The following is a 25809-nucleotide window of genomic DNA, read 5'->3' on the forward strand; positions in this document are numbered from 1 at the left end:
ATCTGAGTAGACATCCATAGCCTGCGGGCTCGCGGGACAGGCGCGTGCGGTTGGAACCGGCCGTGGCGCTCTGACAGCTAAGGAATATCGATAACACCGTAGCGTTCGGCGAACGGTGTCATCAATCGGGCCAGGTCACGTGCTACATCATGGTTGGCTTCGGGCGGCATCGAGACGTAGCTCATCGCGAGCCGGACGATGGCCCTGGCCAGCACTCCGGCGTCCTCTTCGCTGGCCTTCACCCAGCTGTCGATGAACGTCTGCGTCAGCCGCTGGCTGCAATGGGTGATGATCGGCCCGCTGTCGGTGGTGATGAGCTGCAACAGGTCCGGTTTGGCCTCACCGGTCAGCAGCGAGATCACCAGCGGGTCGGCGGCGGACTCGGTGAAGAAGTCGCGGAAGCCCTGGCTGAACGCCGCGAAGACGTCGCCGACGTTGCCTTCGATGGCGTCGTCGATCTGGTCGACCAGCCGGTCGGCCAACCGCATCGCGTACGCCTGGGCCAAACCCTGGCGCGAGCCGAATTCGTTGTAAATGGTCTGGCGGCTGATGCCGGCGGCCTTGGCGACGTCGGACAAGGTGATCGCCGACCAGTCGCGGGTGAGCAGCAGTTCGCGCATCCCGTCGAGGATGGAATCGCGCAGCAACACCCTCGACGCTTCGGCGTAGGGGATGCGCTGCGCGGTCCGGCGCGGGCTGTTCACACGCGCGAGACTAGTCGTCACGAACGGGCGACCTCGACCATCTCGAAGTCGGACTTGGCCGCGCCGCAGTCCGGGCAGCTCCAGTCGTCAGGGATATCGTCCCAACGCGTGCCGGGGGCGATACCGTCCTCCGGCCAGCCCTTCTCCTCGTCGTACTCGAATCCGCACTGCACGCAGACGAACAGTTTGTAGTCCATCACTTCACCTTCTTCTTCTTCAGTTGACTCTGCGCTCACGGCGAGGATCACTCGCACTTTCGCGCCGTGGGCGCAGAGTCAACGGGTAAGGGGTTCGAAGTCGACCTTCTCGCGCACAGCGCAATCGGGGCAGCTCCAGTCTTCGGGAATGTCGCTCCATTGCGTTCCGGCCGGAAAGCCTTCCCGCGGAGCCCCTTTCGTCTCGTCGTAGACGTAGTCACAGCCCGGGCAGCGGTAGGCGTTCACGCGTGCACTCCGTGGCGGGCCAGCACCTTGTCGCGCACGCGGGGGTGCACGTTCACGCGGGTGATGTCGCCGTCGTAGTGGTCGAGCACCCGGTGGTCCATCACCCGGCGCCACAGCGCCGGGACGTACGTCAGCGCCATCATCGACGCGTAGCCGCTCGGCAGGTTCGGCGCGCCCTCCATGCTGCGCAGCGTCTGGTAGCGCCGGGTCGGGTTGGCGTGGTGATCGCTGTGTCGCTGCAGGTGATACAGGAACAGGTTGGTCACGACGTGATCGGAGTTCCAGCTGTGCACCGGCGCGCAGCGTTCGTAGCGGCCGCTCGAGGTTTTTTGCCGCAGCAGACCGTAGTGCTCGAGGTAGTTCACGGTCTCGAGCAACGTGAAGCCGAACACCGCCGAGATGACGATGTAGGGGATCAACGCCCAGCCGAACACCGCGATCAGCGCACCGTAGAACACGATCGACATCACCCAGGCGTTGAGGACGTCGTTGCTCCAGTACGTTCTTGGATCCCGCGTGCTGCGCCCGCTACGCTCGAGCCGCTTGGCCTCCAGCTCCCACGCCGACTTCAGTGACCCGAACACGCTGCGCGGCAAGAACTCCCAGAATGTTTCGCCGAAGCGGGCCGACGCCGGGTCCTCGGGCGTGGCGACGCGGACGTGGTGGCCGCGGTTGTGCTCGATGTAGAAGTGGCCGTAGCACGTCTGCGCCAGCGTGATCTTGGCCAGCCACCGCTCGAGCGAGTCCTTTTTGTGCCCCATTTCGTGGGCGGTGTTGATGCCGACCCCGCCGAGCAGACCGACCGAGAGCGCCAGGCCGATCTTGGCCGGCCAGCCCAGTCCCCCGTCGAAGCCGAGCCAGCTCAGGTCCGATGCGGTGAACAGGTAGGCGCCGACGATCACGCTGGCGTACTGGAATGGGATGTAGGCGTAGGTGCAGTAGCGGTAGTACTTGTCGTTCTCCAGCCGCTCCATCACCTCGTCGGGCGGGTTCTGCCCATCCGGCCCGAACTTCAGGTCCAGCGCCGGCAGCACGATGTACAGCAGGATCGGCCCGATCCAGAACGGCACCTGCGCCGCGGCGTGCCAACCCCAGTGGTTGAAAGCCCACACCAGCGGCAGCATCACGAACAGCGCCGTCGGCGCGATCAAGCCCATCAGCCACAGGTAGCGCTTCTTGTCCCGCCATTCGATGGCGTCGAGATCCGATGTCTGCGTGGTCACTGCCGAGCCTCCTGAAGTGAGTGCTGTCGCGTCTGAGCTTGACTATAGAAGCCAATTTGTCGGTTGTCTAGACACAGAGCTATCTTTTGTAAAGCTCTACCGGCCGCGAGCGCGCACCCTTGTACGGTTTCGGACCCGAAATCTGTACAAGGCTGCGCGCTCGGCAGCAGAGGGTTACTAGGCGGTGGTGATGGATTCGCGTTCGCGGCGGCCCAGCACCGAATGGCGGCGGCCGTAGGCGAAGTAGAGCGCGACGCCGATCGCCATCCAGATGAGGAAGCGGATCCACGTCAGCGCGGTGAGGTTCAGCATCAGCCAGACGCAGGCGACGATCGAGGCGATCGGCAGCCACGGCACGCCGGGCACCCGGAACCCGCGCTCCAGGTCGGGCCGCGAGCGTCGCAGCACGATCACGCCGGCGGACACCAGCACGAACGCGAACAGCGTGCCGATGTTGACCATCTCCTCGAGCTTGTCGATCGGGAACACCGAGGCGGTGATCGCGACGACCACGCCGACGATCAACGTGATGCGCACGGGAGTTCCGTGGCGACCGGTCTTGGCCAGCGAGCGGGGCAACAACCCGTCGCGTGACATCGCGAAGAACACCCGCGTCTGCCCGAGCACCAACACGATCACCACCGTGGTCAGGCCGGCCAGCGCGCCGATCGAGATCACCTTCGCCGCCCAGTCGATTCCGTTGGCTCTGAACGCCGTTGCGAGGTTGGCCTTCTCCCCCGCCGCGCGCAACTCGGTGTAACGCACCATGCCGGTCAGGACGACCGACACCGCGACGTAGAGCACCGTCACGATCGCGAGCGAGGCCAGGATGCCCCGGGAGACGTCGCGCTGTGGGTTCTTGGTCTCCTCCGCGGTGGTGGCCACGACGTCGAAGCCGATGAACGCGAAGAACACGATCGAGGCGCCGGCCAGCAGGCCGTACCACCCGTAGCTGCTGCCTTCGGCGCCGGTGATCAGGGACAGCAGCGACTGATCGGTGCCCCGTCCGCCCTCACCCGCTTCCGCGGGCGGCAGGAACGGCGAGTAGTTGGCGGCCTTGATGTAGAACGCGCCGACCGCGACGACCAGCAGCACCACCCCCACCTTGATCACGGTGATCGCCAGGCTGACCCCGGCCGAGAGCTTGGTGCCGATGGCGAGGATCACGGTGACGAACGCGATGATCAGCAGGGCGCCCCAATCCAGTTGCAGCCAACCGAATTCCGCCGTTCCGCCGCCGAAGTTGAACACCTCGCCGAGGTAACTCGACCACCCTTTCGCGACGACGGCCGACGCGACCGCGAACTCGAGGATCAGGTCCCATCCGATGACCCAGGCGACGAACTCCCCGAACGTCGCGTAGGAGAACGTGTAGGCGCTGCCGGCGACCGGCACCGTCGAGGCGAATTCGGCGTAGCACAGCGCCGCCAACCCGCAGGCGATCGCGGCCAGCACGAACGAGATCGATATCGCCGGGCCAGTGAGGTTGCCCGCTGTCGAGGCGGTGATGGTGAAGATGCCCGCGCCGATCACCACCGAGACCCCGAACACGGTGAGGTCCCACCAGTTCAGGTCCTTGCGCAGGCGGGTGTCGGGTTCATCGGTGTCGGCGATGGACTGCTCCACCGACTTCGTCCGCCGAGCCATCGCAGGTCCTCCTGGTTGGGTCCGTTCGCGCAATCTACCGAGTACCGTGCACCCAATGGGGCGGAGTTATAAACACGTAGCTGTCATCGGGGGAAGTCTCGCAGGGATGTGTGCAGCCCGGGCGCTCTCCGAAGTCAGCGACCGGGTCACCGTCTATGAGCGCGACGACCTGCCCGAAAACCCCACCAACCGCGCCGCGGTGCCCCAGGGCCGCCACGTCCACCTGTTGATGGCCCGGGGCGCCCAGGAGTTCGAAAGCCACTTCCCGGGGTTGCTGGCCGACATGGTCGCCGACGGCGTGCCGATTCTCGAGAACCGGCCCGACTGCATCTACTTCGGCGCCGCCGGGCATGTGCTCGGCACGGCCCATCGGCTGCGCGACCAGTTCACCGCCTATGTGCCGAGCCGCCCGCAACTGGAGTGGCAGATCCGCAAGCGGGTGAAGGGCATCGCCAACGTCGACATCGTGCACGCCACCGTCACCGAACCCGTCTACGACGCGGGACGGGTAACGGGCGTGCTGCTCGACACCGGTGAGGCCGTCGACGCCGATCTGGTCGTCGACGCCACCGGTCGGGGCACGCGGCTGCCCGCATGGCTGGAGAAATGGGGGTTTGAACGTCCCGCCGAGGAGACCGTCGACGTCGGTATCGCATACGCCAGCCACCACTTCCATGTTCCCGACGGTCTGCTGGCCGAGAAGGTCGTGGTCGCGGGCGCCTCGCGGACCCAGCCGCTCGGCATCGGGATGCTGTTCTACGAGGACGGCAACTGGAACGTCACCACCTTCGGCATCGGCAAGGTGCCGCCGCCCCAGACCGTCGAGCAGATCCTCGACCTGGCGGATGAAATCCTGCCGCCGCACGTCTCGTCTGCGCTGCGGCAGGCCGCCCCGCTCGGCGAGATGGCGTTTCACCGCTATCCGACGAGTCGGTGGCGCCGCTACGACGCCCTGGAACGCTTCCCCGAGGGCATCGTTCCGTTCGGCGACGCCGTCGTCAGCTTCAACCCGACCTTCGGCCAGGGCATGACGATGACGGCGATCCAGGCGAGCAACCTGCGGGCCGTACTGCAGTCCGGCGACCCTGACGTGGCAGGACGACTCGCGAAGGCCACGGCCAAGACGACGTGGCCGGTTTGGATGATGACCACCATCGGTGACCTGACACTGCACAACGCGACCGGCGAGGCCAAGTGGTGGTACAAGCCGGTCGGCGGGCTGTTCGACCAGTTCCTGGGCGCCGCAGAGACCGATCCCGTTCTCGCCGAATGGTTTCTACGCCGGTTCAGCCTGCTCGACAGCCTCTACATGGTCCCGTCCCCCAGACTGGTCGGCCGCACCATCGGGCACAACCTGCGGCTGTGGCTGGCGGAAAAGCGCACGGCCCGGCGTCGGTCCGGGGTACTGCAGACGGCTTGAGATCCGGGCGCGCGGTAGCTTCGTCACCATGACGGGGACGCGATGAGCGCAGGACTGTTCGGGCTTCTCGACGATGTCGCGGTGCTGGCGAGGATGGCCGCCGCATCGGTCGACGACATCGGCGCCGCCGCGGGACGGGCGACCGCCAAGGCGGCCGGCGTCGTCGTCGACGACACCGCCGTGACGCCGCAGTACGTCCACGGCCTGGCCGCAGAGCGCGAGTTGCCGATCATCAAGCGCATCGCGATCGGATCGCTGCGCAACAAGCTGGTCTTCATCCTCCCCGCGGCGCTGCTGCTCAGCCAGTTCGTGCCGTGGCTGCTGACGCCGCTGTTGATGCTCGGCGCCACGTATCTCTGTTACGAGGGCGCGGAGAAGGTATGGGGCCGCATTCGGGGCCGTGACCACCACGCCGCGCCGGTCGCCGGTTCGGGCGCGGACGCCGAGAAATTCATGGTCACCGGCGCCATCCGAACCGACTTCATCCTGTCGGCGGAGATCATGGTGATCGCGCTCAACGAGGTCGCCGACCAGTCGTTTTGGCCGCGGTTGATCATCCTGGTCTTCGTCGCCATCGTCATCACCATCGCGGTGTACGGCGTCGTCGCCGGCATCGTGAAGATGGACGACATCGGCCTGAGGCTGGCCCAGCGCAGTTCGAAGTTCGCGAAGAAGGTCGGCCGCGGCCTGGTGGCCGGGATGCCGAAACTGCTTGCGGCGCTGTCGTTGATCGGCACGATCGCGATGTTGTGGGTCGGCGGCCACATCCTGTTGCTCGGGACCGACGAGCTGGGCTGGCACCTGCCGTACAGCCTCGTGCACCACCTCGAGGAGAGCGTGCACCATGCCGTCGGCGGCATCGGCGGGGTGCTGGGATGGATGGTCAACACCGCCGCGTCGGCGGTCGTCGGGCTACTGGTGGGCGCGGTCGTCCTCGCGGTGGTGCACGTGCTGCCGTTCGGCAAGCGCAGCAAGGGCGACGCGGCGCACTGAGCGCTAGATACCGACCGTCGCCCGGAACAGCTTCGTCGGTTCCGTCGCGGCGAGCCGAATCGGCCCCTCGTCGGCGGGCACCCACGCCGCAGACCCCCGGTTCAGGGTGACGGTGCCGCCCTTGGCGTGTACGACGGTCGAGCCCTCGGCACACAGAAGAAGCTGCGGGCCGTCGTGGCGCGTCGGCGCGTCGATCTCGTGGCCGAGGCGCTCACCCTCGATGTGCAGCACCGACAGCGAGAACTCCTGCGCCGGCGTGTGATACACCCACTCGATACCGTCTTCGACCTTCTCCGGGCAAACCACCAAGTCCTCCGCGGGCGTGAAGTCGAGCACGCGCAACAACTCCGGGACGTCGACGTGCTTGGGAGTCAGCCCACCACGTAACACGTTGTCGGAGTTGGCCATCACCTCGACGCCCACACCGCTGAGATAGTTGTGCAGGTTGCCCGCGGGCAGGTAGATACCCTCGCCGGGCTTCAACGTGATGCGGTTGAGCAACAGGGACGCCAGCACGCCGGCGTCGCCGGGATACCGTTCGCCGAGTTCGAGCACCGTCTTGGCCTCGGCGGCGAATTCGCTTGCGCCCGAACGCACATACTGAATGGCACCGTCGATCACGGCGGGCACCAGGACGTCGAGGTCGGGTTGCGGTGCGGTGATCCAGGTCGTGAACAACGCGCGCAGCCCGTCACCGTCCGGTTGACCCGAGAGCAGGTTGACGAACGGATCGAGGTCGCTGACCTCCAGCGCCCGCATCAGCTCGATGGTGCGCGCGACGGGCCGGAAGCCGGCCAACGCCTCGAACGGGCGTACGGCGACGATCAGTTCGGGTTTGTGGCTGGGATCGCGGTAGTTGCGGTTGGGCGCCGAGACGGGGATGCCGAGCTTGTTCTCGCGTTCATAACCCTCGACCGCCTGCTCGGCGCTGGGATGCGCCTGCAGCGACAACGGTTCGTCGGCGGCCAACACCTTGACCAGAAACGGCAGCGTATCGCCGAAGCGAGCGCAGACCGCCGCGCCCAGTTGTCCCTCGGGATCATCGTGCAGGGCGTCGAGCAGTGAACGCTCCCCGTCGGTGGTCTCCAGCATGGCCGGGTCACCGGGATGGGCGCCGAACCACAGTTCGGCCTCGGGATGCGCTGTGGGACTTGGCCTTCCAGTGAACTCGGCAATGTCCGTGCGGGACCCCCAGGCATAGGTCCGCACCGCTCCGCGTAGCAAGTGCACTTGGCTAACCTCGAACTAGTTTCAGGTAGACGGCGGTCATCTCCAAGCGGACGGCGAGCATCGCCAGTTGTTGCTCCAGGCTGCCCGCCGCCGTCGACGCATCCGGTACCGCCGCTGCCTCCGGCAGTTCCGGTACGTCCTGCGCGCTGATCACGTCGACGTCGTCCATATCCGCCGCCCGGGCCGCGACGAACGACCGCTCCGCATCGGTGGTCAACACCAGCGTCCGCATCCGGCGCGGAAGCGGACCGTCGAGCTGTTCGTCGTGAAAGATCGACCGCTCCCGATCCGCGACCGACGCACCGGCTCTCAGCATCGCCAGCGCGTCTCCAAAGCCCACGGCGGCGACCACCCGTTGGGCGATGCGCAACAGAATTGCCGCGCAGTGCCGAGCCAGCGTCAGCGACGCCGCGCTGTCGCCGGCCAGCACCACGTCGCGGTCCGACATCCGCTCGGCCAGCGTCTTGGCCGGGTTGGTGAACAGTTCGCGGTTCGCGCTGTTGCGAAGCGCCTCGGCGTCGAGTTCGTCGGCCAGCGCCTCGAGGTCGACGTGCATGGTCGGATCGACCACGGCCAGAGTCGCGAGGCCGGCGGCGAGGTAGCGCACGAATCCGAATTCGTCGGGCACCCACATCCGCGGCGCCAGCACCGCCGCCCTGCCCGCGGCGACGTCGCGCAGCGGCCCCTCGTACGGTGCGACGACCGCCACGCGGGCACCGCGCCGAACTCCGGTGGCGGCGGCGTTCACCAACGCGGGATCGCCAGGGTCGTCGCCGGCGACGACGAGGACGTCGAGCGGACCGATCCACGGCGGCACCTCTGCGGCGACGACGATGGGCGCGGCCACCGAAGCCCCCCAGCCCGACGCCAGTAGCGATCCCGCCGTCTCCGCGTTGCCACGCCCGGCAACCCAGATCACCGTGCGGGGCGCCCCGTCGGCGCGCAGCGATTCGAGTTCGCCCTCCGCGAGCGCGGCGGCGGTGGCGCGAACCTGGGCGCCGGCCATCGCGGCGGCGCGCAGCAGACCCTCGCGGTCGGCGCCGAGCAGGCCGTCGACGTCGTCGAGGTCGATGGTCGCGGCCGAGGACGGACCCGAAGTCACGTCGCCGCCTCGGCATTCGACGGCACCCGCGCACGCACGGTGTCGGAGACCTCTCCGACGATCTCGTCGACCTCGTCGGTGCTGCGGGCTTCCACGTTGAGCCGGAGCAACGGCTCGGTGTTGGACATCCGCAAGTTGAACCATGTGCCCTCGCCCAGGTCGACGGTCACCCCGTCGAGGTGGTCGATCGAATGGATCCGGGTGCCGAACGCCTTGAGCACATCGTCCACACATCGCTCGGCGTCGGTGACCGTGAAGTTGATCTCGCCGGACGCCTCGTAGCGCTGGTAGTCGGCCATCATGTCCGACAGCGGCCGGTCTTGTTCGCCGAGCGCGGCCAGCACGTGTAGCGCGGCGAGCATGCCGGAGTCGGCGCCCCAGAAGTCACGGAAGTAGTAATGCGCCGAATGCTCGCCACCGAAGATCGCTCCGGTGTCGGCCATCAACGCCTTGATATAGGAGTGGCCCACGCGGCTGCGCACGGGCGTACCGCCCCGCTCCGTCACCAGTTCGGGCACTGCCCGCGAGGTGATCAGGTTGTGAATCACCGTGGCGCCGATCTCTCTGCCGAGTTCCCGCGCGGCGACCAACGCGGTCACCGCTGACGGCGAGACCGGATGCCCCTTCTCGTCGACGACGAAACACCGGTCGGCGTCGCCGTCGAACGCCAGTCCGATGTCGGCGCCGGTCTGCACGACGTAGGACTGCAGATCGGTCAGGTTGGCCGGGTCCAGCGGGTTGGCTTCGTGGTTGGGGAAGGTGCCGTCGAGTTCGAAGTACAGCGGCGCCAGCGTGATCGGTGCGATCGGGCCCAGCACCGCGGGGGTGGTGTGGCCGGCCATGCCGTTGCCCGCATCGACGGCGACCTTGAGCGGACGCATGTCGGCCAGGCTCACCAGCGAGCGCAAGAACTCGCCGTAGTCGGCCAGCACATCGCGGTCGCTGAGCGTGCCGGGCGCGCCGTCGTAGCCGGGGACACCGGCGATCACCTCGTCGGCGATGGTCGACAGCCCGGTGTCCTTGCCCACCGGTTTGGCCCCGGCCCGGCAGAGCTTGATGCCGTTGTAGGCGGCCGGGTTGTGGCTGGCGGTGAACATCGCACCGGGGCACTCCAGCAGGCCCGACGCGAAGTACAACTGGTCGGTCGAGGCGAGGCCGATCCGCACCACGTCGAGGCCCTGCGCGGTCACCCCGTCGGCGAAGGCCGCCGCCAGTGCGGGCGAACTGGCTCGCATGTCGTAGCCGACGACCACCTGCGATGCGCCGTCGCGAACGAGGCGTGCGAATGCGCCGCCCACGTCGGCGACGAACGACTCGTCGAGTTCGGTTCCGACCAGGCCGCGCACGTCATAGGCCTTGATGACGCGATGAACCGCCGCGGCGGGCCGGGACATAGGACTCCTCGTGACACGGACAACTACTGGCGCCAGCCTAACCGTCCGGACAGACGTGCAGGCCGTCTAGTCCGTGGGGTCCGGCAGCACGCGCAGATGGCCTCGGCGACGGCCGTTGGACTCCGGTCGCCGGGCGGGCGGCGCCATCAGCGAACCGCCCGGGGTTCCGGTGACGGGATCGGAGAACCCGGTTGCCACCCGGTTGATGGGCGGAGCGACGTCGCGCCCCTCACGGACCGCATCCGCGAGCGCGACGAGGTCGTCTTCGTCGGGGTGAGAAGGCAGCGGGCCGGCGTGACGCACCAATTCCCAGCCGCGAGGGGCGGTAACGCGGCCGGCGTGCACGACACACAGGTCCCATGAGTGCGGTTCGGCCACCGTCGCGAGGGGACCGACGACCGCAGTGGAGTCGGCGTAGACGAATGTCAGCGTCGCGACCGCATAGTGCGGACACCCGGGCCGGCAACAGCGACGGGGAACGTTCACAGCGGAAGGCTATCGTGGCCGCACTCCGCTTGCCGCCGGACACGCGCAGCCTGCGGACGGCCGATCTCGAACCGTTACGATCCAGTTCATCCCGCACGAAAGGAGCACCCCAGCGGTGGCCAAGCGTGGACACCTGCGCTCGCGCCGGGGCCGCGAGATGCGCGGGCCGTTACTCCCCCCGACGGTGCCGGGCTGGCGCAGTCGCGCCGAGAGGTTCGACATGGCAGTGCTGGAGGCCTACGAGGCGATCGAGCGGCGTTGGCAGGACCGGCTCACGGCGCTGGATGTGGCGGTCGACGAGATCCCGCGCATCGCACCGAAGGATCCCGACAGTGTGCAGTGGCCGCCGGAGGTGATCGCCGACGGGCCGATCGCGCTGGCCCGGCTGATCCCGGCGGGCGTGGACGTCAGGGGGAACGCCACACGCGCGCGAATTGTGCTGTTCCGCAAACCGATCGAGCGGCGGGCCAAGGATTCCGTCGAACTCGAAGAGCTTCTGCATGAAATCCTGGTGGCTCAGGTCGCCACCTTTCTGGGCGTCGAGCCCTCCGTCATCGATCCGACGATCGACGACGATTGACCCCGCGGCTCAGATGATTCCGCGCTTGAGGCGGCGGCGCTCGCGCTCGGACAGCCCGCCCCAGATGCCGAAGCGCTCGTCATGCGCCAGGGCGTACTCCAGGCACGCGTCGCGCACCTCGCAGCCCTGGCAGATCCGCTTGGCTTCGCGCGTCGAGCCACCCTTCTCCGGGAAGAACGCCTCCGGGTCGGTTTGAGCGCACAGCGCCTTCTCCTGCCAGAGCTCATCCTCGGGTGTCAGTGCCGGCGCCACATCGATCGGATCGGGCACCAGACTTAACTGCGGACGCCGAGGCGTCTCAACCGGTGCCGGTTCCGAATGGGCGTGCGGCGCGCTGTCTACTGAGCCGAAGACTCGGGCGTCGAACCGAGCCAAACGATCGAAATCGCTGTACTCAAAAGACATCTTCCGCCTCCTCACCTGGTCTCGTTGATCCCCTATGAGCGCCCCACGAATCTGTAGGACACTTCCAATTCGAACAAGTGATCGAATCTCGGTCTGCGGCACCGGAACCGGATGGCCTACCGGGAAATGACACTGGTGTGATTACACACGCGTCAGCTGCCCTGGTCAAGCTCTAGAACAGGAATTCATACCATTCCGTGATCGAATTACGGCGAGTCGTGACCTCGGCGTGTCCATCACACCCGAATCCATCGCCGTTCCGGGCCGACTCCTGCCCGTACCCAATCCGATTGGACGGCCTACGCTCGGTCGATGTGAAGGTCACGGTACTGGTCGGCGGCGTCGGTGGCGCCCGGTTCCTGCTTGGCGTGCAACAGCTCTTGGGCCTCGGTCAGTTCGGCGGCGCGAAAGGTGCTGCTGGGACTGATGATACTGCTGAGCATGAACTGACTGCAGTGGTCAATGTGGGCGATGACGCGTGGATGTTCGGCGTGCGGATCTGTCCGGACCTCGACACGTGCATGTACACCCTCGGCGGCGGTATCGACCCCGAGCGCGGCTGGGGGCATCGCAACGAAACCTGGCATGCCAAGGAGGAACTCGCGGCCTACGGAGTACAGCCGGACTGGTTCGGGCTCGGCGACCGGGATCTGGCGACGCATCTGGTGCGCAGCCAGATGCTGCGTGCCGGTTATCCGCTGTCGCAAGTGACCGAGGCGCTGTGCACGCGATGGGCGCCGGGGGCCACGCTGCTGCCCGCCAGTGACGACCGCAGCGAAACCCACGTCGTCATCACCGATCCCGGACCCGGCGAGTACGCCGGCGAGAAACGCGCGATCCACTTCCAGGAGTGGTGGGTGCGCTATCGCGCGAAAGTGCCCACCCACAGCTTCGCTTTCGTCGGCGCCGACAAGGCCACCGCGGGGCCCGGCGTCGCGGAGGCGATCGAATCCGCCGATGTCGTCCTGATCGCACCGTCGAACCCGGTGGTGAGCATCGGCGCGATCCTCGCGGTGTCCGGTATCCGAGGCGCACTGCGCTCGACCCCGGCGCCCGTCATCGGCTACTCCCCCATCATCGGCGGAAAGCCGTTGCGGGGCATGGCCGACGAATGCCTGTCGGTGATCGGCGTGCCGAGCACCTCCGAAGCCGTCGGCAGACACTACGGCGCCCGCTCCGGGGTCGGCATCCTCGATGGCTGGTTGGTGCACGAGGGCGATCACGCCGACATCGACGGGGTTGACGTCCGAGCGGTGCCGCTTCTGATGACCGATCCCGGCGCTACCGGCGAAATGGTCCTTGCGGGAATGGATCTGGCGGGCGTGAAACCATGACCGAACCTTCGCGCGGTGACCACGGCACCGCCGCCTCGGTGGAGCTGCTGCCGGTCTCGGGGTTACCCGAGTTCCGTCCCGGTGACGATCTCGCGGCGTCGATCGCCGCGGCCGCACCGTGGCTGCGCGACCACGACATCCTCGTGGTCACCAGCAAGGTGATGTCGAAATGTGAGGGCCGCATCGTGGATGCGCCGATGGATCCCGAACAACGCGACGTGCTGCGGCGCAAGCTGATCGATGCCGAGGCGGTGCGCGTGTTGGCACGCAAGGGCCGCACCTTGATCACCGAGAACGCGATCGGTCTCGTTCAGGCGGCGGCAGGTGTCGACGGCTCGAACGTCGACTCCGCGGAACTCGCGCTGCTGCCGGTCGATCCCGACGCCAGCGCGGCGGCGCTGCAGTCGGCGTTGCGCGAACGGCTGGGCGTGACGGTCGGTGTCGTCGTCACCGACACGATGGGCCGCGCTTGGCGCAACGGGCAGACCGACGTGGCCATCGGCGCCGCCGGTTTGACCGTGTTGCACGGGTACGGCGGTTCGGTCGACCGGCACGGAAACGAACTGATCGTCACCGAGATCGCCGTCGCCGACGAGATCGCCGCGGCCGCGGATCTGGTGAAGGGCAAGCTGACCGGAATCCCGGTCGCGGTGGTGCGTGGGCTGCGGCTGCCCGACGACGGTTCCACCGCGCGCCGTCTGGTGCGGGCGGGCGAGGAAGACCTGTTCTGGCTCGGCACCGAGGAGGCCATCGCGCTGGGCCGCAGCCAGGCGCAGCTGCTGCGCCGGTCGATACGCCGGTTCTCGGCCGAGCCGGTCGCACCGGAACTCGTCGAATCCGCTGTCGGCGAAGCGCTCACCGCGCCGGCTCCCCACCACACGAGGCCGGTGCGGTTCGTGTGGTTACAGGACGGCACCCGACGCTCGGCATTGCTGGACCGGATGAAGGACAAGTGGCGCGCCGACCTCACGGCCGACGGGCGCCCCGCCGATGCCGTGGAACGCCGCGTCGACCGCGGCCGGATCCTCTACGACGCACCGGAAGTCGTCATCCCGTTCCTGGTGCCCGACGGTGCGCACAGCTATCCGGACGCCGACCGCACCGCCGCCGAACACACGATGTTCACCGTCGCGGTCGGCGCCGCGGTGCAGGCGCTGCTGGTGGCGTTGGCCGTCCGCGGCGTCGGCAGCTGCTGGATCGGGTCGACGATCTTCGCCGCCGACATCGTCCGTCAGGAACTCGATCTGCCCGACGATTGGGAACCGTTGGGCGCGATCGCGATCGGCTACCCAGAGGATGAAACACCGCCCGGCCCGCGCACTCCCGTGCCGACTGACGGACTGTTGGTGCGCAAGTGAGCCTGCACGCTTCGGCCGTCGAAACGCTGATCCGTTGGCAGGCACCGGACCCCGCACAGGACACTTTGCGACATGCGGTGCTGGCATTCCTGGCCGCCCGCGCCGACGGCTGTCTTCGCGAGTGCGCACCCGGTCACGTGACCGGATCGGCGCTGGTGCTCGACCACACAGGCACACGGGCGCTGCTGACCCTGCATCCGAGGTTCGGACGGTGGCTGCAACTCGGCGGGCATTGTGAGCCAACCGATTCCGACGTCGTCGCCGCCGCCTTGCGGGAGGCCACCGAGGAGTCCGGCATCGAGGGCCTCACGATCGACCCGGTGATGGCCGCGCTGCACGTACATCCCGTCACGTGCTCGCTGGGGGTGCCGACCCGCCACCTCGACATGCAGTTCATCGTGCGCGCCCCCGCCGACGCCGAGATCGTGGTCAGCGACGAGTCTTTGGACTTGCGGTGGTGGCCGCTGGACGCACTGCCGGAGGATTGCGATTTCGGCCTCACCCAGTTGGCCGCGGCCGCGCGCAATCGGTGAACCGCTAAACGTCGGTCGAGAACCGGATTCCGCCGTCGGGGATCGTCACTCCCGGCCACACACGCGCGCCGCGCAGCAGTTCGCACCGCGCACCGATGTCGGCGCCGTCGCCGATCACGCCGTCGCGGATCAGCGCGCGTGGACCGATGCGGGCCCCGAACCCGATGATCGAGCGTTCGATCACCGCCCCGGCGCCCACCCGCGCGCCGTCGAAGATCACCGCGCCGTCCAGCCTTGCGCCCCCGGCGATTTCGGCGCCGCGACCGACCACGGTGCCGCCGATCAGTAGCGCACCCGGCGCGACGCCGGCGCCGTCGTGCACCAGTTTCTCGCCGCTATGCCCACCGAGCGCGGGTGACGGCGCGATACCGCGCACCAGATCGGCTGAGCCGCGCACGAAGTCCTCCGGTGTGCCCATGTCACGCCAGTAGGTGGAGTCGACGTAACCGCACACCCGAAGCCCGTCCGAGAGCAGACCCGGGAACACCTCGCGTTCGACCGAGAGCGCGCGGCCCTTGGGTATGCGGTCGATGACCTCGCGCTTGAACACATAACAGCCGGCGTTGATCTGATCGGTGGGCGGGTCCTGGGTCTTCTCCAGGAACGCGGTCACCATGCCGTCGGAGTCGGTTGGCACACAACCGAACGCCCGAGGGTCGCCCACGCGCACCAGGTGCAGCGTCACGTCGGCGGCGTTGTTCTCGTGGCGGTCCAGCAGCGCGCGCAGGTCGGCACCGGACAATACGTCGCCGTTGAACACCAACGCGGTGTCGTGGCGCAGCTTGCCTGTGACGTTGGCGATACCGCCGCCGGTGCCCAGCGGTTCGGTCTCGACCACGTACTCGATCTGCAGCCCGAACTTCGACCCGTCGCCGAACTCCGACTCGAACACCGCGGCCTTGTACGACGTGCCGAGCACGACGTGTTCGATGCCGGCCTCGGCGATGCGCGAGAGCAGGTGCGTCAGGAACGGCAGGCCGGCCGTGGGCAGCATCGGCTTGGGTGCGGACAGGGTCAACGGCCGAAGCCGGGTCCCCAGACCGCCGACGAGGATGACGGCGTCCACTTGTGCAGGATTCACTTGCGCCGTCCTTTCACCCCTCTGCGACGTGAGTTGCGGACCACCAGGCCCGCGCGCGCGGCGAGCGAACTCCGGATCGTCCACCGCAGCGGACCCTGCCACCACCGGGGGTACCGATCCGCGAGGAAAGTGTAGGTGCTGGTGTGATGGGCGGCCAAGTTGCGCGCGGGGTCCTTGCCGGTCGCGTGACCCTTCGCGTGCAAAACCTCGGCCGACGGGACGTACACGTTCTGCCAGCCGGCCCGCGACAGCCGATCTCCGAGGTCGACGTCCTCCATGTACATGAAGTAGCGCTCGTCGAAGCCGGAGATCTCCTCGTACGCCGACCGGCGCAGCAACAGACACGATCCCGACAGCCAGCCGACCGGGCGTTCGCTGGGCTCCTGACGCTCTTGGCGGTACTCGGCTGTCCACGGGTTCGACTTCCAGAACGGCCCCACCACCGCGTGCATGCCACCGCGCACCAGGCTCGGCTGGTGGCGCGCCGAGGGATACACCGAACCGTCGGGGTCGCGGATCAGCGGCCCCAGCGATCCCGCGTGCGGCCACCGGCCGGCGGCTTCGAGCATGATGTCGATGCTGCGCGGGCCCCACTGCACGTCAGGGTTGGCCACCACGAAGAAGTCGTTGTTGTCGGAGTCCTTCACGTACTCGGCGACGGCGCGGTTGATCGCGCTGCCGTAGCCGAGATTGCCGCTCATGCGCAGTAATCGGGCGTTGGGATAGCGCGCGAGCGCCTCTTCGGGCGCACCGTCGGTCGAACCGTTGTCGGCCATAACCACGGTCACCGGCCGGTCCGTAGCGTGCGACAGCGAGGCCAGGAACCGGTCGAGGTGCGGGCCGGGTGAGAACGTCACTGTGACGACGATCAACTCGTCACTCATGCGGCACCGGTTCCGAACTCACGGCGTCGAGGGTAACGGGCCGCCACGCCCGAACCTCGACAGCGCATCCTGCAGCGCCTCGCGCCACGGTCGCAGCGGAGTGAGCCCGGCCTCGGCGGAGCGTCGACCCGACAGCGCGGAGTACGGCGGCCGCCGCGCCGGCCGGGCGTCGCTGGTGACGGGTCGCACCCGCTCGGGGTCGGCACCGACGGCCTCGAACACCGCCCGTGCCTGGTCATAGCGGCTCGCCTCACCGTCGTTGGCGGCGTGCAGCACCGGTTCACGGATCGCGCCGTCCGCGATCTCCAACAGCGCCACGGCGAGGTCACCGGCGTAGGTCGGGGACGCCATCTGGTCGGCCACCGCATCCACCGTGTCGTCACCGGCGGCCTTGCGCCGCATGGCCGCCGCGAAATCGGTTCCGTCGCCGCCTTCGTACACCCACGAGGTGCGGACGACGTGCGCATTGGGTAGCGCCGCCAGCACCGCCCGCTCACCCTCGAGTTTGGTGCGGCCGTAGACGTTCACGGGTCCTGTCTCGTCGTCGATCTCATACGGACGGCGCAGTGTGCCGGAGAACACGTAGTCGGTCGAGATGTGAATCAACCGCGTACCGGCGGATGCGCACGCCCGCGCGAGGTGGGCGGGCCCCGCCACGTTGACGGCGTACGCCCGGTCCTGTTCCGCCTCGGCGTCGTCCACCTGGGTGAACGCGGCGCAGTTGATCACCACGTCCCCGGGGGCGATGACACGCTCGGCGGCCGCCGCGTCGGTGATGTCGAGTTGCGACGACGTCAGGGCGAGCACCTCGCGACCCTGCCCGCGGGCCTGACCTGCGAGAACGCGGCCCACCATCCCGCCTGCGCCAGGAATTACGATTCGGGCCGGCTCGGAAAAAGACACGGTCACGAGTCTGGCACGCCGAGTAGCGCTACCCGCTCTGTGCCCGTCTCCCCAGTAGCCTGGGCTGATGCCCGGTCGAATGCTTCGTGTCATCGCCGTGTCCGCGGCCTTGGCGATCGTGGTCGGTACCGGCGTCGCGTGGGGCAAGATCCGCTCGTTCGAGTCCGGCATCAATCACATCTCGTCGATCGCGCTGGGCGAGGGCGGCGAGGACGGCGCGATCGACATCCTGCTCGTCGGGCTCGACAGCCGCACCGACGCGCACGGCAATCCCCTGTCCCAGGAGGAGCTGGCCACGCTGCGCGCGGGCGACGACGAGTCGACCAACACCGACACCATCATCCTGATTCGCGTGCCGAACAACGGAAAGTCCGCCACCGCCATCTCGATCCCCCGCGACTCCTATGTCGAGGCGCCGGGTATCGGCAAGATGAAGATCAATGGCGTCTACGGCTCGGAACATCTGGAGAAGATGACCGAGCTCGTCGAGGGCAAGGGAATGGACCCCGCCGATGCCGAGCCGCAGGCGACCGAGGCCGGCCGCGAGGCCCTGATCAAAACCGTCGCCAACCTCACCGGCGTCACCGTCGACCACTACGCCGAGGTCGGCCTGCTGGGCTTCGCGTTGATCACCGACGCCCTCGGTGGCGTCAATGTGTGTCTGAAAGAGGCGGTCTACGAACCCCTTTCGGGTGCCGATTTCCCGGCGGGCTGGCAGAAGCTGAACGGTCCGCAGGCGCTGAGTTTCGTGCGCCAGCGCCACGACCTGCCGCGCGGCGACCTCGACCGGGTGACGCGCCAACAGGCCGTGATGGCTTCGCTTGCCCACGAGGTGATCTCGGGCAAGACGCTGTCGAGCCCGTCCACCTTGAACCGGCTGCAGGACGCGGTCCAGCGCTCGGTGGTGCTGTCCGATGGTTGGGACGTCATGGAATTCGCCGAGCAGCTGCAGAAGTTGGCCGCGGGTAACGTCGCGTTCGCCACCATTCCGGTGCTGCAGGAGAACGGCTGGAGCGACGACGGCATGCAGAGTGTCGTGCGGGTCGACCCCAGCGAGGTCAAGAGTTGGGTGGAAAGCCTGCTGCACGAGCAGGATCAGGGTAAGACCGAGGAGATCGCCTATTCGCCCGACAAGACCACCGTCGAGGTGGTCAACGCCACCGAAGTCAACGGTCTGGCCGCCTCGGTGTCACAGGTGTTGACCAACAAGGGCTTCAACCCCGGCCCAACGGGCAACCACGAGGGCGATCCGGTGGCCAACAGCCAGGTCCGCGCACCCAAGAGCGACGACCTTGGCGCGCAGGCCGTTTCGGAGGATCTGGGCGGTTTGGCGATCGTCGAGGACCCGTCGGTGGCGCCCGGCAGCGTGCGGGTGGTGCTCGCCGACGACTACACGGGCCCGGGCTCCGGCCTGGACGGTAGCAGCGTTCCGACGCTTGCCGCCGACTCCGTGACCGTGGGGTCGACGGAGACCGCACCGCCGCCGCCGTCGCCGATCCTGACCGCCGGATCCGACGATCCCGCGTGCATCAACTAGCGTGACTACGCTCAGCGGCGCGATCCTCGACCCGCTCATGGCCTCCGACCCGGCGGGCCCGCGGATCACCTATTACGACGACGCCACCGGCGAACGGATCGAGTTGTCGACCGCCACGCTCACGAACTGGGCCGCCAAGACCGCCAACCTGTTACGCGACGAGTTGGGCGCCGGCCCGTCGACGCGCGTCGCGGTTCTGCTGCCCGCGCACTGGCAGAGCGCCGCGGTGTACTTCGGCATCTGGTGGATCGGCGCCGAGGTGGTGCTCGGTGCCGACGACGCGGCCGACGTCGCGCTGTGTATCGCGGACCGGCTGGCCGAGGCCGACGAGATCGTGGGCATGGGCGGCGGAATAGGTGAGGTCGCGGTCCTGTCGCTGGACCCGTTCGGCAAGCCCGCCGCCGACCTGCCGGTCGGGGTGACCGACTACGCCACCGCCGTTCGGGTCCACGGCGACCAGATCGTTCCCGAGCGCTCCCCCGGCCCCGCATTGAACGGCCGTGGCGTCGACGACGTGCTCGAAGCGGCCCACGAAGCCGCTGCAGCGCAAGGGATTACGGCTTCCGATCGCGTGCTGTCCAGCGCCGGCTGGGATACCGCCGACGAGCTCGTCGAGCACCTGCTGGCCCTCTTCGCCGTCGGCGCCTCGCTCGTGCAGGTGGCCAACCCCGATCCCGCGCTGGCCGATCGGCGCAGGGCGACGGAGAAGGTCACCAAGGGCTGACCGTCGCGCCTTCTCTCGCGAGCAGACGCAAAACTGCCCATTTCTCGGCGAAATGAGGCAGTTTTGCGTCTGCTCGCGGGGCCGTGGTGCCACGCTGAGGAGCGTGATCGACCGGCGCGGTTTCCTCGTGCTGTCGGCCGGCGTGGCGGCAGGCGTCGTGGGCGCGTGTTCGTCGCGTAACGAGCCGGCGCCTGCGGACCGTGGCGACGGGTTCGACATCACGTTCGCCCCCGCGGAGGTGGACGTCGATCTCGGTGGGGTCGCGGTTCGCACGTGGGCGTATGCCGACGGGGTGCCCGGGCCGGAGATCCGAATCCGCAAGGGCGAGAGGATGCGCGCGCAGCTGAACAACAGACTGCCCGCACCAACCACCATTCACTGGCACGGCCTCGCGATACCCAACCCGATGGACGGCGTGCCCGTGCTGACGCAGCCCGCAGTGCCCGCGGGCGAGTCGTTCACCTACGACTTCGTCGTGCCCGACGCCGGGACCTACTGGTATCACTCCCACGAGGGCACCCAACTCGACCGCGGCCTCTACGGTCCGCTGATCATCGAGGATGCCGCCGACGGCGCCGACTACGACGATGAACTCGTCATCGTGCTCGACGACTGGGTCGACGGCACCGGGCGCACACCCGACCAGGTGCTGGCCGACCTGAACAGGGCAGGCATGGCGCCGATGCCGAACGTCCCGGACGCCGGCATCACCCCGGCCACACCGCTCGGCGACGACGGCGGCGACGTCACCTACCCCTACTACCTCGTCAACGGCCGGGTGGCCGTCGACCCGCATGTGGTCGATTACCGTGCCGGACAACGTATCCGGCTGCGGATCATCAACGCCGGGTCGGACACCGCGTTCCAGGTCGGCGTGCCCGGCCACCCGCTGCGGGTTATCGCCACCGATGGGTTCCCGGTCGAGACCAGGCAGGTCGATTCGGTCATCCTCGGAATGGGTGAACGTGCCGACGCGATCGTCACGCTGCAGGCGTCGGCTCCCGTCGTCGCCGCGGCGCATCGCAAGGACGGCTACGCCCGGCTCAACATGCGCGTCGACAAGAAGGCCGGCCCAGCCGGCATCGAGGACTACGTCGCGACGCTGCGCAGGCGCGCTCCGCTCGACACCGCGACGCTGGCGGCCGCACCGGAGGTGAACCTGCCCGCCGGCGCCCCACAGCAGGTCATCGACATGCGGCTCGCCGGTCCGGTGGACGGCTACACGTGGACGATCAACGGACGTCGCTACGATCCGCCCCGCGACGGATACGCGGTGACGCGCGACCAACGCGTGCGCATCCGCTACGTCAACGAGTCGAAGATGTTCCACCCCATGCACTTACACGGGCACACGTTCCAAGTGATGGGGCCCGGTGGGCCGCTGGCCCGCAAAGACACGGTGCTCGTCGCACCGCTGCGCACCGTCGAGATCGACTTCGACACCGACAACCCCGGTCGGTGGATCACCCACTGCCACAACACGTATCACCTCGAAGCGGGCATGGCCACGTTTATCGAGTACACCTGAACCCCGGCGAGCAGACGCAAAACTGCCTCATTTCGCCAAGAAATGGGCAGTTTTGCGTCTGCTCGCGGAAGAAAGGGAGGGGGCTACTACTTCAGCAGGGCGCGCGACATCACCACGCGCTGAATCTGGTTGGTGCCCTCGTAGATCTGAGTGATCTTGGCGTCGCGCATGTACCGCTCGACGGGGAAGTCGGTGGTGTAGCCGTAGCCGCCGAACAACTGCACGGCGTTGGTGGTCACCTCCATCGCGACGTCGGAGGCCAAACACTTCGACGCCGAGGAGATGAACCCGAGGTCGGGCTCGCCGCGTTCGGCGCGAGCAGCCGCGGAATACACGGTCAACCGGGCGGCCTCGATCTTCATCGCCATGTCGGCGAGCATGAACTGCACGGCTTGGAAGTCGCCGATCGGCTTGCCGAACTGCTTGCGCTCCTTGACATATGCGATCGAGGCGTCGAGTGCGCCCTGCGCGATGCCGACCGCCTGCGCGCCGATCGTCGGGCGGGTGTGGTCCAGGGTGGCGAGCGCGGTCTTGAACCCGGTGCCCTCGTCGCCGATGATCCGGTCGGCCGGGATCCGGCAGTCCTCGAAGTACAACTCGGTGGTGGGCGATCCCTTGATACCCATCTTCTTCTCCTTGGCGCCGATGGAGAAGCCGGGGTCGTCCTTGTGCACAATGAACGCCGAGATGCCGTTGGCCTTCTTGTCCGGGTCGGTGACCGCCATCACCGTGTACCAGGTCGACTGGCCGCCGTTGGAGATCCAGCACTTGGCGCCGTTGAGCACCCACTCGTCGCCCTCCCGGCGGGCCCTGGTGCGCATCGAAGCGGCGTCGCTGCCCGCCTCGCGCTCCGAGAGTGCGTAGGAGGCGACGGCCTCACCCGCGGCGATCGAGGGCAGCACCTGCTTCTTCAGTTCCTCGCTGCCGCGCAGCAGCAGCCCCATGGTGCCGAGCTTGTTGCAGATCGGGATCAGCGACGACGACGCGCAGACCCTGGCGACCTCTTCGATCACGATGCAGGCCGCGATCGAATCGCCGCCCTGACCGCCGTACTCCTCGGGGATGTGGATGGCGGCCATGCCGGAAGCTGTCAGCGCCGCAAGCGCCTCGTCGGTGTAGCGCGCCTTCTCGTCGACGTCGGCGGCGTGCGGGGCGATCTCCTTCTCACAGAGGTCGCGCAGCACCGCGCGCAGTTCGTTGTGCTCGTCGGAGAGCTGAAAGAGGTCGAATGACGGGTTGCCGATGGCCATGAAAACTCCTTGCTACTCGCCGGTAACCCTACTCTCGCGGGCCCCGGTCGACCTATTCGCCGAGTAGGCGGTCCCGCAGCGCCGCGTCCTTCTGCAGCACCGTGTCGTGCAGGTCGGCCTGGAAACGCACGACCCGCTCGCGCAGGGCGGCGTCGGCCGCTCCCAGGATCCGCACCGCCAACAACCCCGCGTTGCGGGCCCCGCCGATCGACACCGTGGCCACCGGGACCCCGGCGGGCATCTGCACGATCGACAGCAGCGAGTCCAGGCCGTCGAGCTTGGCCAGCGGCACCGGCACGCCGATCACGGGCAGTGGGGTCGCCGAAGCCACCATGCCGGGCAGGTGCGCCGCCCCGCCCGCGCCGGCGATGATCACCTCGATGCCGCGGTCGGCCGCGCCCTGGGCGTATTCGAGCATGCGGACCGGCGTGCGGTGTGCGGAGACGACGCCGACCTCGAAAGGCACCTCGAACTCGGCCAGCGCGTGGGCGGCATCCTCCATCACCGACCAGTCGCTGTCGCTACCCATGATCAGGCCGACGCGCGGCGCAGGAGCGCTACTCATGTGGGTCCCATCCGTCCGTCCATTCCGCGTGCGACAACCAGTGTGCCGCCCTCACCGCGCGCTCGCGCACATCGGCGACGTACGCGTCGTCGTCCAGCGAGCCCGTCGCCTCGCCGAGCACGTTGACGTGGCCGATCTTTCGGCCCGGCCGCTCGGCCTTCCCGTACAGATGGACCTTGGCGTCGGGCATCCGCGCGAACAGGTGATGCAGCCTCTCGTCCATCGTCATCGCCGGGGCCTCTTGCGCGCCAAGGACATTGGCCATGACGGTGACCGGAGCGATCGGCGCGGTGTCGCCCAGCGGATAGTCGAGCACCGCGCGCAGGTGCTGTTCGAACTGGCCGGTGTACGCACCGTCCATGGTCCAGTGCCCTGAGTTGTGCGGTCGCATCGCGAGCTCGTTGACCAGCAGCGCGCCGTCGACGGTTTCGAACAGCTCGACGGCCAACACGCCGACGACGCCGAGCTCAGCAGCCAGCTTCAGTCCCAATTGGCCTGCCGCCGCACGCAATTCGTCGTCCAGGCCCGGCGCGGGTGCGATCACCTCGACGCAGATGCCGTCGCGCTGCACGGTCTCCACCACCGGCCACGCGGCGCCCTGCCCGAACGGCGAACGCGCCACCAGGGCAGCCAGTTCGCGCCGCATCGCGACCTTCTCCTCGACCAGGACCTGCGCCCCGCCGTCCAGATACCGCTGCGCGGCGTCGCGCGCCTCGGCGACGTCCGCGGCCAGCGTGACTCCGCGCCCGTCGTAGCCGCCGCGCACGGTCTTGACGACGACCGGGCCGCCGACCCGCTCGGCGAACGCGTCGACGTCAGCCAGCTCCTCGACCGCCGCGAATCGCGGCACCGGCGCGCCGAGCGCCTCCAGCCTGCGGCGCATGACCAGCTTGTCCTGGGCGTGCACCAGCGCCGACGGCGGCGGTGCCACGTTGGCGCCCTCGGCGAGCAGCTTCTCCAGAAGCTCGGTCGGCACGTGTTCGTGGTCGAAAGTCAGCGCATCGGCGCCGGCGGCGACGCGGCGCAGCGCGTCGAGATCGGTGTGTGTGCCCAGCACCACATCGGGGCTGACCTGCGCGGCCGGGTCACCGGCATCGACCGCGAGCACACGCAGCGTCTGGCCGAGCGCGATCGCGGCCTGATGGGTCATCCGGGCCAGCTGACCACCGCCGACCATGGCGACCACCGGGGGTCCTTTGGGGTTCTGCGACACGTCCACATGGTGTCATGACGACCGGTCCGGGTCGGCCCCCGCGTACCCACCGCGACCTGCATGGGTACACGTAGGCTGCCGGATTTACGTACACTGCCCTGTTGTGTCCTTTACCGATGCGACGATCGCGCGGCTGCCGAAACCGGTACGGCCGTACTTCGAGCGGCATCACGAACTCATCAAGTTCGCGATAGTCGGCGCGACGACGTTCATCATCGACACGTCCGTCTTCTACACGCTCAAGCTCACGGTGCTCGAGCCCAAGCCGGTCACGGCGAAGATCATCGCGGGCATTGTCGCGGTGATCGCGTCCTACATCCTCAACCGCGAGTGGAGCTTCCGCGACCGCGGCGGCCGCGAGCGTCATCACGAGGCGCTGCTGTTCTTCGGCTTCTCCGGCGTCGGCGTGCTGTTGAGCATGGCCCCGCTGTGGTTCTCCAGCTACGTGCTGATGCTGCGGGTGCCCGAGGTCAGCCTGACCGTCGAGAACATCGCCGACTTCATCGCCGCCTACATCATCGGCAACCTGCTGCAGATGGCGTTCCGGTTCTGGGCGTTCCGGCGCTGGGTGTTCCCCGACGAGTTCGGCCGCAACCCCGACAAGGCGGTCGAGTCGCTCACCGCGGGCGGGCTCGCCGAGCTCATGGAGGACCACCACGAGCACGTCGATCACGTCGACGGCGAGGGCAACGTCACGCCGCTGCGCCGGCCCGGCCGACACGCCGGCAAGGTTGCTCAGCTGGGCGACTCCTCCGAGCCCAGGGTGTCGAAGACCTCGTGATACAGCAGCGAGTGGACGTGCTCCACTCGCGGGATGTCGTGGAACTCGAGCGGGTCCTGCGCCGCTGACTCGATGATCAACGTGCCGGTTCGCAAGATGCGGTCCAGCAGCGCGTGCCGGAACTCGACGCTGTTGATCCGGGCCAGCGGGATGTCGATGCCCGACCGGGTCAACACGCCGTGGCGGAACATGACGCGACGATCGGTGATCACGAAGTGCGTGGTCCACCAGTTCAGGAACGGCCACAGCGTCAGCCATCCGACGATGATCAGCCAGATCGCGGCGATCACGATCAGCACGACGTTGCGGGCGGTCTGGTCCCAGCCGGTGCTGTTGACGTAGCCGCCGCCGAACGCGGCCAACGCCGTGACAACGAGCAGGATCAGGACCGGCCCGATGAGCCGCTTCCAGTGCGGATGGCGGTGCAGCACCACCTGCTCGTCGGACGCGAGCACGTTATCCGGGTAACCCATGCGATGACTTTAGGACGA

27 protein-coding genes are annotated in these 25809 nt (G+C 68.0%); 10 read left to right on the forward strand and 17 right to left on the reverse strand.

What is annotated here, in order from left to right; genetic code table 11:
- Positions 1 to 77: 77 nt before the first annotated feature.
- From alkX to A5752_RS14775, 5 genes are all read right to left on the reverse strand, one after another.
- Positions 78 to 725, reverse strand: a complete 648-nt coding sequence (gene alkX / locus A5752_RS14760) for a TetR family transcriptional regulator AlkX (RefSeq protein WP_082963896.1) — start codon at positions 723 to 725, stop codon at positions 78 to 80.
- Positions 722 to 904, reverse strand: a complete 183-nt coding sequence (locus tag A5752_RS14765; RefSeq protein WP_067086968.1) for a rubredoxin — start codon at positions 902 to 904, stop codon at positions 722 to 724. Before A5752_RS14765 ends, alkX begins: the two co-directional genes overlap by 4 nt.
- Positions 905 to 979: 75 nt before the next feature.
- Positions 980 to 1147 carry a rubredoxin gene (locus A5752_RS27160; RefSeq protein ID WP_082963897.1) on the reverse strand — a complete coding sequence of 56 codons (168 nt, stop codon included), beginning with the start codon at positions 1145 to 1147 and terminating at the stop codon, positions 980 to 982.
- Positions 1144 to 2370 carry an alkane 1-monooxygenase gene (locus A5752_RS14770; RefSeq protein ID WP_067086774.1) on the reverse strand — a complete coding sequence of 409 codons (1227 nt, stop codon included), beginning with the start codon at positions 2368 to 2370 and terminating at the stop codon, positions 1144 to 1146. The genes A5752_RS27160 and A5752_RS14770 overlap by 4 nt, the downstream gene beginning before the upstream one ends.
- A gap of 177 nt (positions 2371 to 2547) precedes the next feature.
- Positions 2548 to 4017 (reverse strand): amino acid permease, encoded by a 1470-nt coding sequence (locus tag A5752_RS14775; RefSeq protein ID WP_067086776.1) that lies wholly within the window; start codon positions 4015 to 4017, stop codon positions 2548 to 2550.
- Positions 4018 to 4072: 55 nt separating this feature from the next.
- On the opposite strand from A5752_RS14775, the gene A5752_RS14780 reads away from it, so the two are divergent.
- Entirely contained in the window at positions 4073 to 5437 is a 1365-nt protein-coding gene (locus A5752_RS14780; protein ID WP_067086779.1) for an FAD-dependent oxidoreductase, read from the forward strand.
- Positions 5438 to 5479: 42 nt separating this feature from the next.
- A complete protein-coding gene (locus A5752_RS14785; RefSeq protein ID WP_067086782.1) occupies positions 5480 to 6430 on the forward strand; it encodes a DUF808 domain-containing protein in 951 nt (316 codons plus the stop codon).
- 3 nt (positions 6431 to 6433) lie between these two features.
- Here the strand turns inward: A5752_RS14785 and manA are convergent, their stop codons facing one another.
- From manA to A5752_RS14805, 4 genes are all read right to left on the reverse strand, one after another.
- Positions 6434 to 7660 carry a mannose-6-phosphate isomerase, class I gene (gene manA, locus A5752_RS14790; protein WP_067086784.1) on the reverse strand — a complete coding sequence of 409 codons (1227 nt, stop codon included), beginning with the start codon at positions 7658 to 7660 and terminating at the stop codon, positions 6434 to 6436.
- A gap of 4 nt (positions 7661 to 7664) precedes the next feature.
- Positions 7665 to 8762, reverse strand: a complete 1098-nt coding sequence (locus A5752_RS14795; protein ID WP_067086787.1) for a TobH protein — start codon at positions 8760 to 8762, stop codon at positions 7665 to 7667.
- The gene (locus tag A5752_RS14800) at positions 8759 to 10156 is read right to left on the reverse strand and encodes a phosphomannomutase/phosphoglucomutase (RefSeq protein WP_067086790.1); all 1398 of its coding nucleotides are present in this window, start codon (positions 10154 to 10156) and stop codon (positions 8759 to 8761) included. The genes A5752_RS14795 and A5752_RS14800 overlap by 4 nt, the downstream gene beginning before the upstream one ends.
- 66 nt (positions 10157 to 10222) lie before the next feature.
- Positions 10223 to 10642: a DUF3499 domain-containing protein gene (locus A5752_RS14805; protein WP_067086792.1), complete on the reverse strand. Its 420-nt coding sequence runs from the start codon at positions 10640 to 10642 to the stop codon at positions 10223 to 10225.
- Positions 10643 to 10799: 157 nt separating this feature from the next.
- Between A5752_RS14805 and A5752_RS14810 the strand changes: the two genes are divergently transcribed.
- Entirely contained in the window at positions 10800 to 11222 is a 423-nt protein-coding gene (locus A5752_RS14810) for a metallopeptidase family protein (protein ID WP_067086970.1), read from the forward strand.
- Between the two features lie 9 nt (positions 11223 to 11231).
- On the opposite strand, the gene A5752_RS14815 is transcribed toward A5752_RS14810, so the two are convergent.
- Positions 11232 to 11492 (reverse strand): WhiB family transcriptional regulator, encoded by a 261-nt coding sequence (locus tag A5752_RS14815; protein ID WP_231983416.1) that lies wholly within the window; start codon positions 11490 to 11492, stop codon positions 11232 to 11234.
- Between the two features lie 449 nt (positions 11493 to 11941).
- Between A5752_RS14815 and cofD the strand changes: the two genes are divergently transcribed.
- The 3 genes from cofD to A5752_RS14830 are packed head-to-tail and all read left to right on the forward strand — an operon-like array spanning position 11942 to position 14852.
- A complete protein-coding gene (gene cofD / locus A5752_RS14820; RefSeq protein ID WP_067086797.1) occupies positions 11942 to 12961 on the forward strand; it encodes a 2-phospho-L-lactate transferase in 1020 nt (339 codons plus the stop codon).
- Positions 12958 to 14319, forward strand: a complete 1362-nt coding sequence (locus A5752_RS14825) for a coenzyme F420-0:L-glutamate ligase (protein WP_067086801.1) — start codon at positions 12958 to 12960, stop codon at positions 14317 to 14319. The genes cofD and A5752_RS14825 overlap by 4 nt, the downstream gene beginning before the upstream one ends.
- Positions 14316 to 14852, forward strand: a complete 537-nt coding sequence (locus A5752_RS14830) for an NUDIX hydrolase (RefSeq protein ID WP_067086804.1) — start codon at positions 14316 to 14318, stop codon at positions 14850 to 14852. Before A5752_RS14825 ends, A5752_RS14830 begins: the two co-directional genes overlap by 4 nt.
- Before the next feature lie 4 nt (positions 14853 to 14856).
- Here the strand turns inward: A5752_RS14830 and manB are convergent, their stop codons facing one another.
- The 3 genes from manB to rfbD are packed head-to-tail and all read right to left on the reverse strand — an operon-like array spanning position 14857 to position 17672.
- Positions 14857 to 15933 carry a mannose-1-phosphate guanylyltransferase gene (gene manB / locus A5752_RS14835; protein ID WP_067086807.1) on the reverse strand — a complete coding sequence of 359 codons (1077 nt, stop codon included), beginning with the start codon at positions 15931 to 15933 and terminating at the stop codon, positions 14857 to 14859.
- Positions 15930 to 16817: a glycosyltransferase family 2 protein gene (locus A5752_RS14840; RefSeq protein ID WP_067086810.1), complete on the reverse strand. Its 888-nt coding sequence runs from the start codon at positions 16815 to 16817 to the stop codon at positions 15930 to 15932. Before A5752_RS14840 ends, manB begins: the two co-directional genes overlap by 4 nt.
- Positions 16818 to 16835: 18 nt before the next feature.
- Complete coding sequence (rfbD, locus tag A5752_RS14845) at positions 16836 to 17672, reverse strand: dTDP-4-dehydrorhamnose reductase (RefSeq protein WP_067086812.1); 837 nt, start codon at positions 17670 to 17672, stop codon at positions 16836 to 16838.
- A gap of 115 nt (positions 17673 to 17787) precedes the next feature.
- Here rfbD and A5752_RS14850 point away from each other — a divergent pair, with 115 nt between their 5' ends.
- The 3 genes from A5752_RS14850 to A5752_RS14860 are packed head-to-tail and all read left to right on the forward strand — an operon-like array spanning position 17788 to position 21509.
- Positions 17788 to 19257, forward strand: a complete 1470-nt coding sequence (locus A5752_RS14850; RefSeq protein ID WP_067086815.1) for an LCP family protein — start codon at positions 17788 to 17790, stop codon at positions 19255 to 19257.
- A 1-nt stretch (position 19258) separates the two neighbouring features.
- Positions 19259 to 19981, forward strand: coding sequence for a TIGR03089 family protein (locus tag A5752_RS14855; RefSeq protein WP_156613880.1), 723 nt, complete (start codon positions 19259 to 19261; stop codon positions 19979 to 19981).
- 52 nt (positions 19982 to 20033) lie between these two features.
- Positions 20034 to 21509: a multicopper oxidase family protein gene (locus A5752_RS14860; RefSeq protein WP_067086818.1), complete on the forward strand. Its 1476-nt coding sequence runs from the start codon at positions 20034 to 20036 to the stop codon at positions 21507 to 21509.
- An 86-nt stretch (positions 21510 to 21595) separates the two neighbouring features.
- On the opposite strand, the gene A5752_RS14865 is transcribed toward A5752_RS14860, so the two are convergent.
- Genes A5752_RS14865 through A5752_RS14875 form a run of 3 tightly spaced genes read right to left on the reverse strand, consistent with a single transcriptional unit; the run spans position 21596 to position 24537 of the window.
- A complete protein-coding gene (locus A5752_RS14865; RefSeq protein ID WP_067086833.1) occupies positions 21596 to 22759 on the reverse strand; it encodes an acyl-CoA dehydrogenase in 1164 nt (387 codons plus the stop codon).
- 52 nt (positions 22760 to 22811) lie between these two features.
- The gene (purE, locus tag A5752_RS14870) at positions 22812 to 23324 is read right to left on the reverse strand and encodes a 5-(carboxyamino)imidazole ribonucleotide mutase (RefSeq protein WP_067086836.1); all 513 of its coding nucleotides are present in this window, start codon (positions 23322 to 23324) and stop codon (positions 22812 to 22814) included.
- Positions 23317 to 24537 carry a 5-(carboxyamino)imidazole ribonucleotide synthase gene (locus A5752_RS14875; protein WP_286159391.1) on the reverse strand — a complete coding sequence of 407 codons (1221 nt, stop codon included), beginning with the start codon at positions 24535 to 24537 and terminating at the stop codon, positions 23317 to 23319. The genes purE and A5752_RS14875 overlap by 8 nt, the downstream gene beginning before the upstream one ends.
- Before the next feature lie 103 nt (positions 24538 to 24640).
- On the opposite strand from A5752_RS14875, the gene A5752_RS14880 reads away from it, so the two are divergent.
- Positions 24641 to 25318, forward strand: a complete 678-nt coding sequence (locus tag A5752_RS14880; protein ID WP_067086839.1) for a GtrA family protein — start codon at positions 24641 to 24643, stop codon at positions 25316 to 25318.
- Here A5752_RS14880 and A5752_RS14885 read toward each other — a convergent pair.
- On the reverse strand, positions 25273 to 25791 hold the full coding sequence (locus tag A5752_RS14885) for a PH domain-containing protein (protein WP_067086841.1): 519 nt from the start codon (positions 25789 to 25791) through the stop codon (positions 25273 to 25275). The genes A5752_RS14880 and A5752_RS14885 overlap by 46 nt on opposite strands.
- Positions 25792 to 25809 lie beyond the last annotated feature (18 nt).

The sequence above is a fragment of the Mycobacterium sp. 852002-51961_SCH5331710 genome, from assembly GCF_001665535.1.
Classification (GTDB): Bacteria; Actinomycetota; Actinomycetes; order Mycobacteriales; family Mycobacteriaceae; genus Mycobacterium.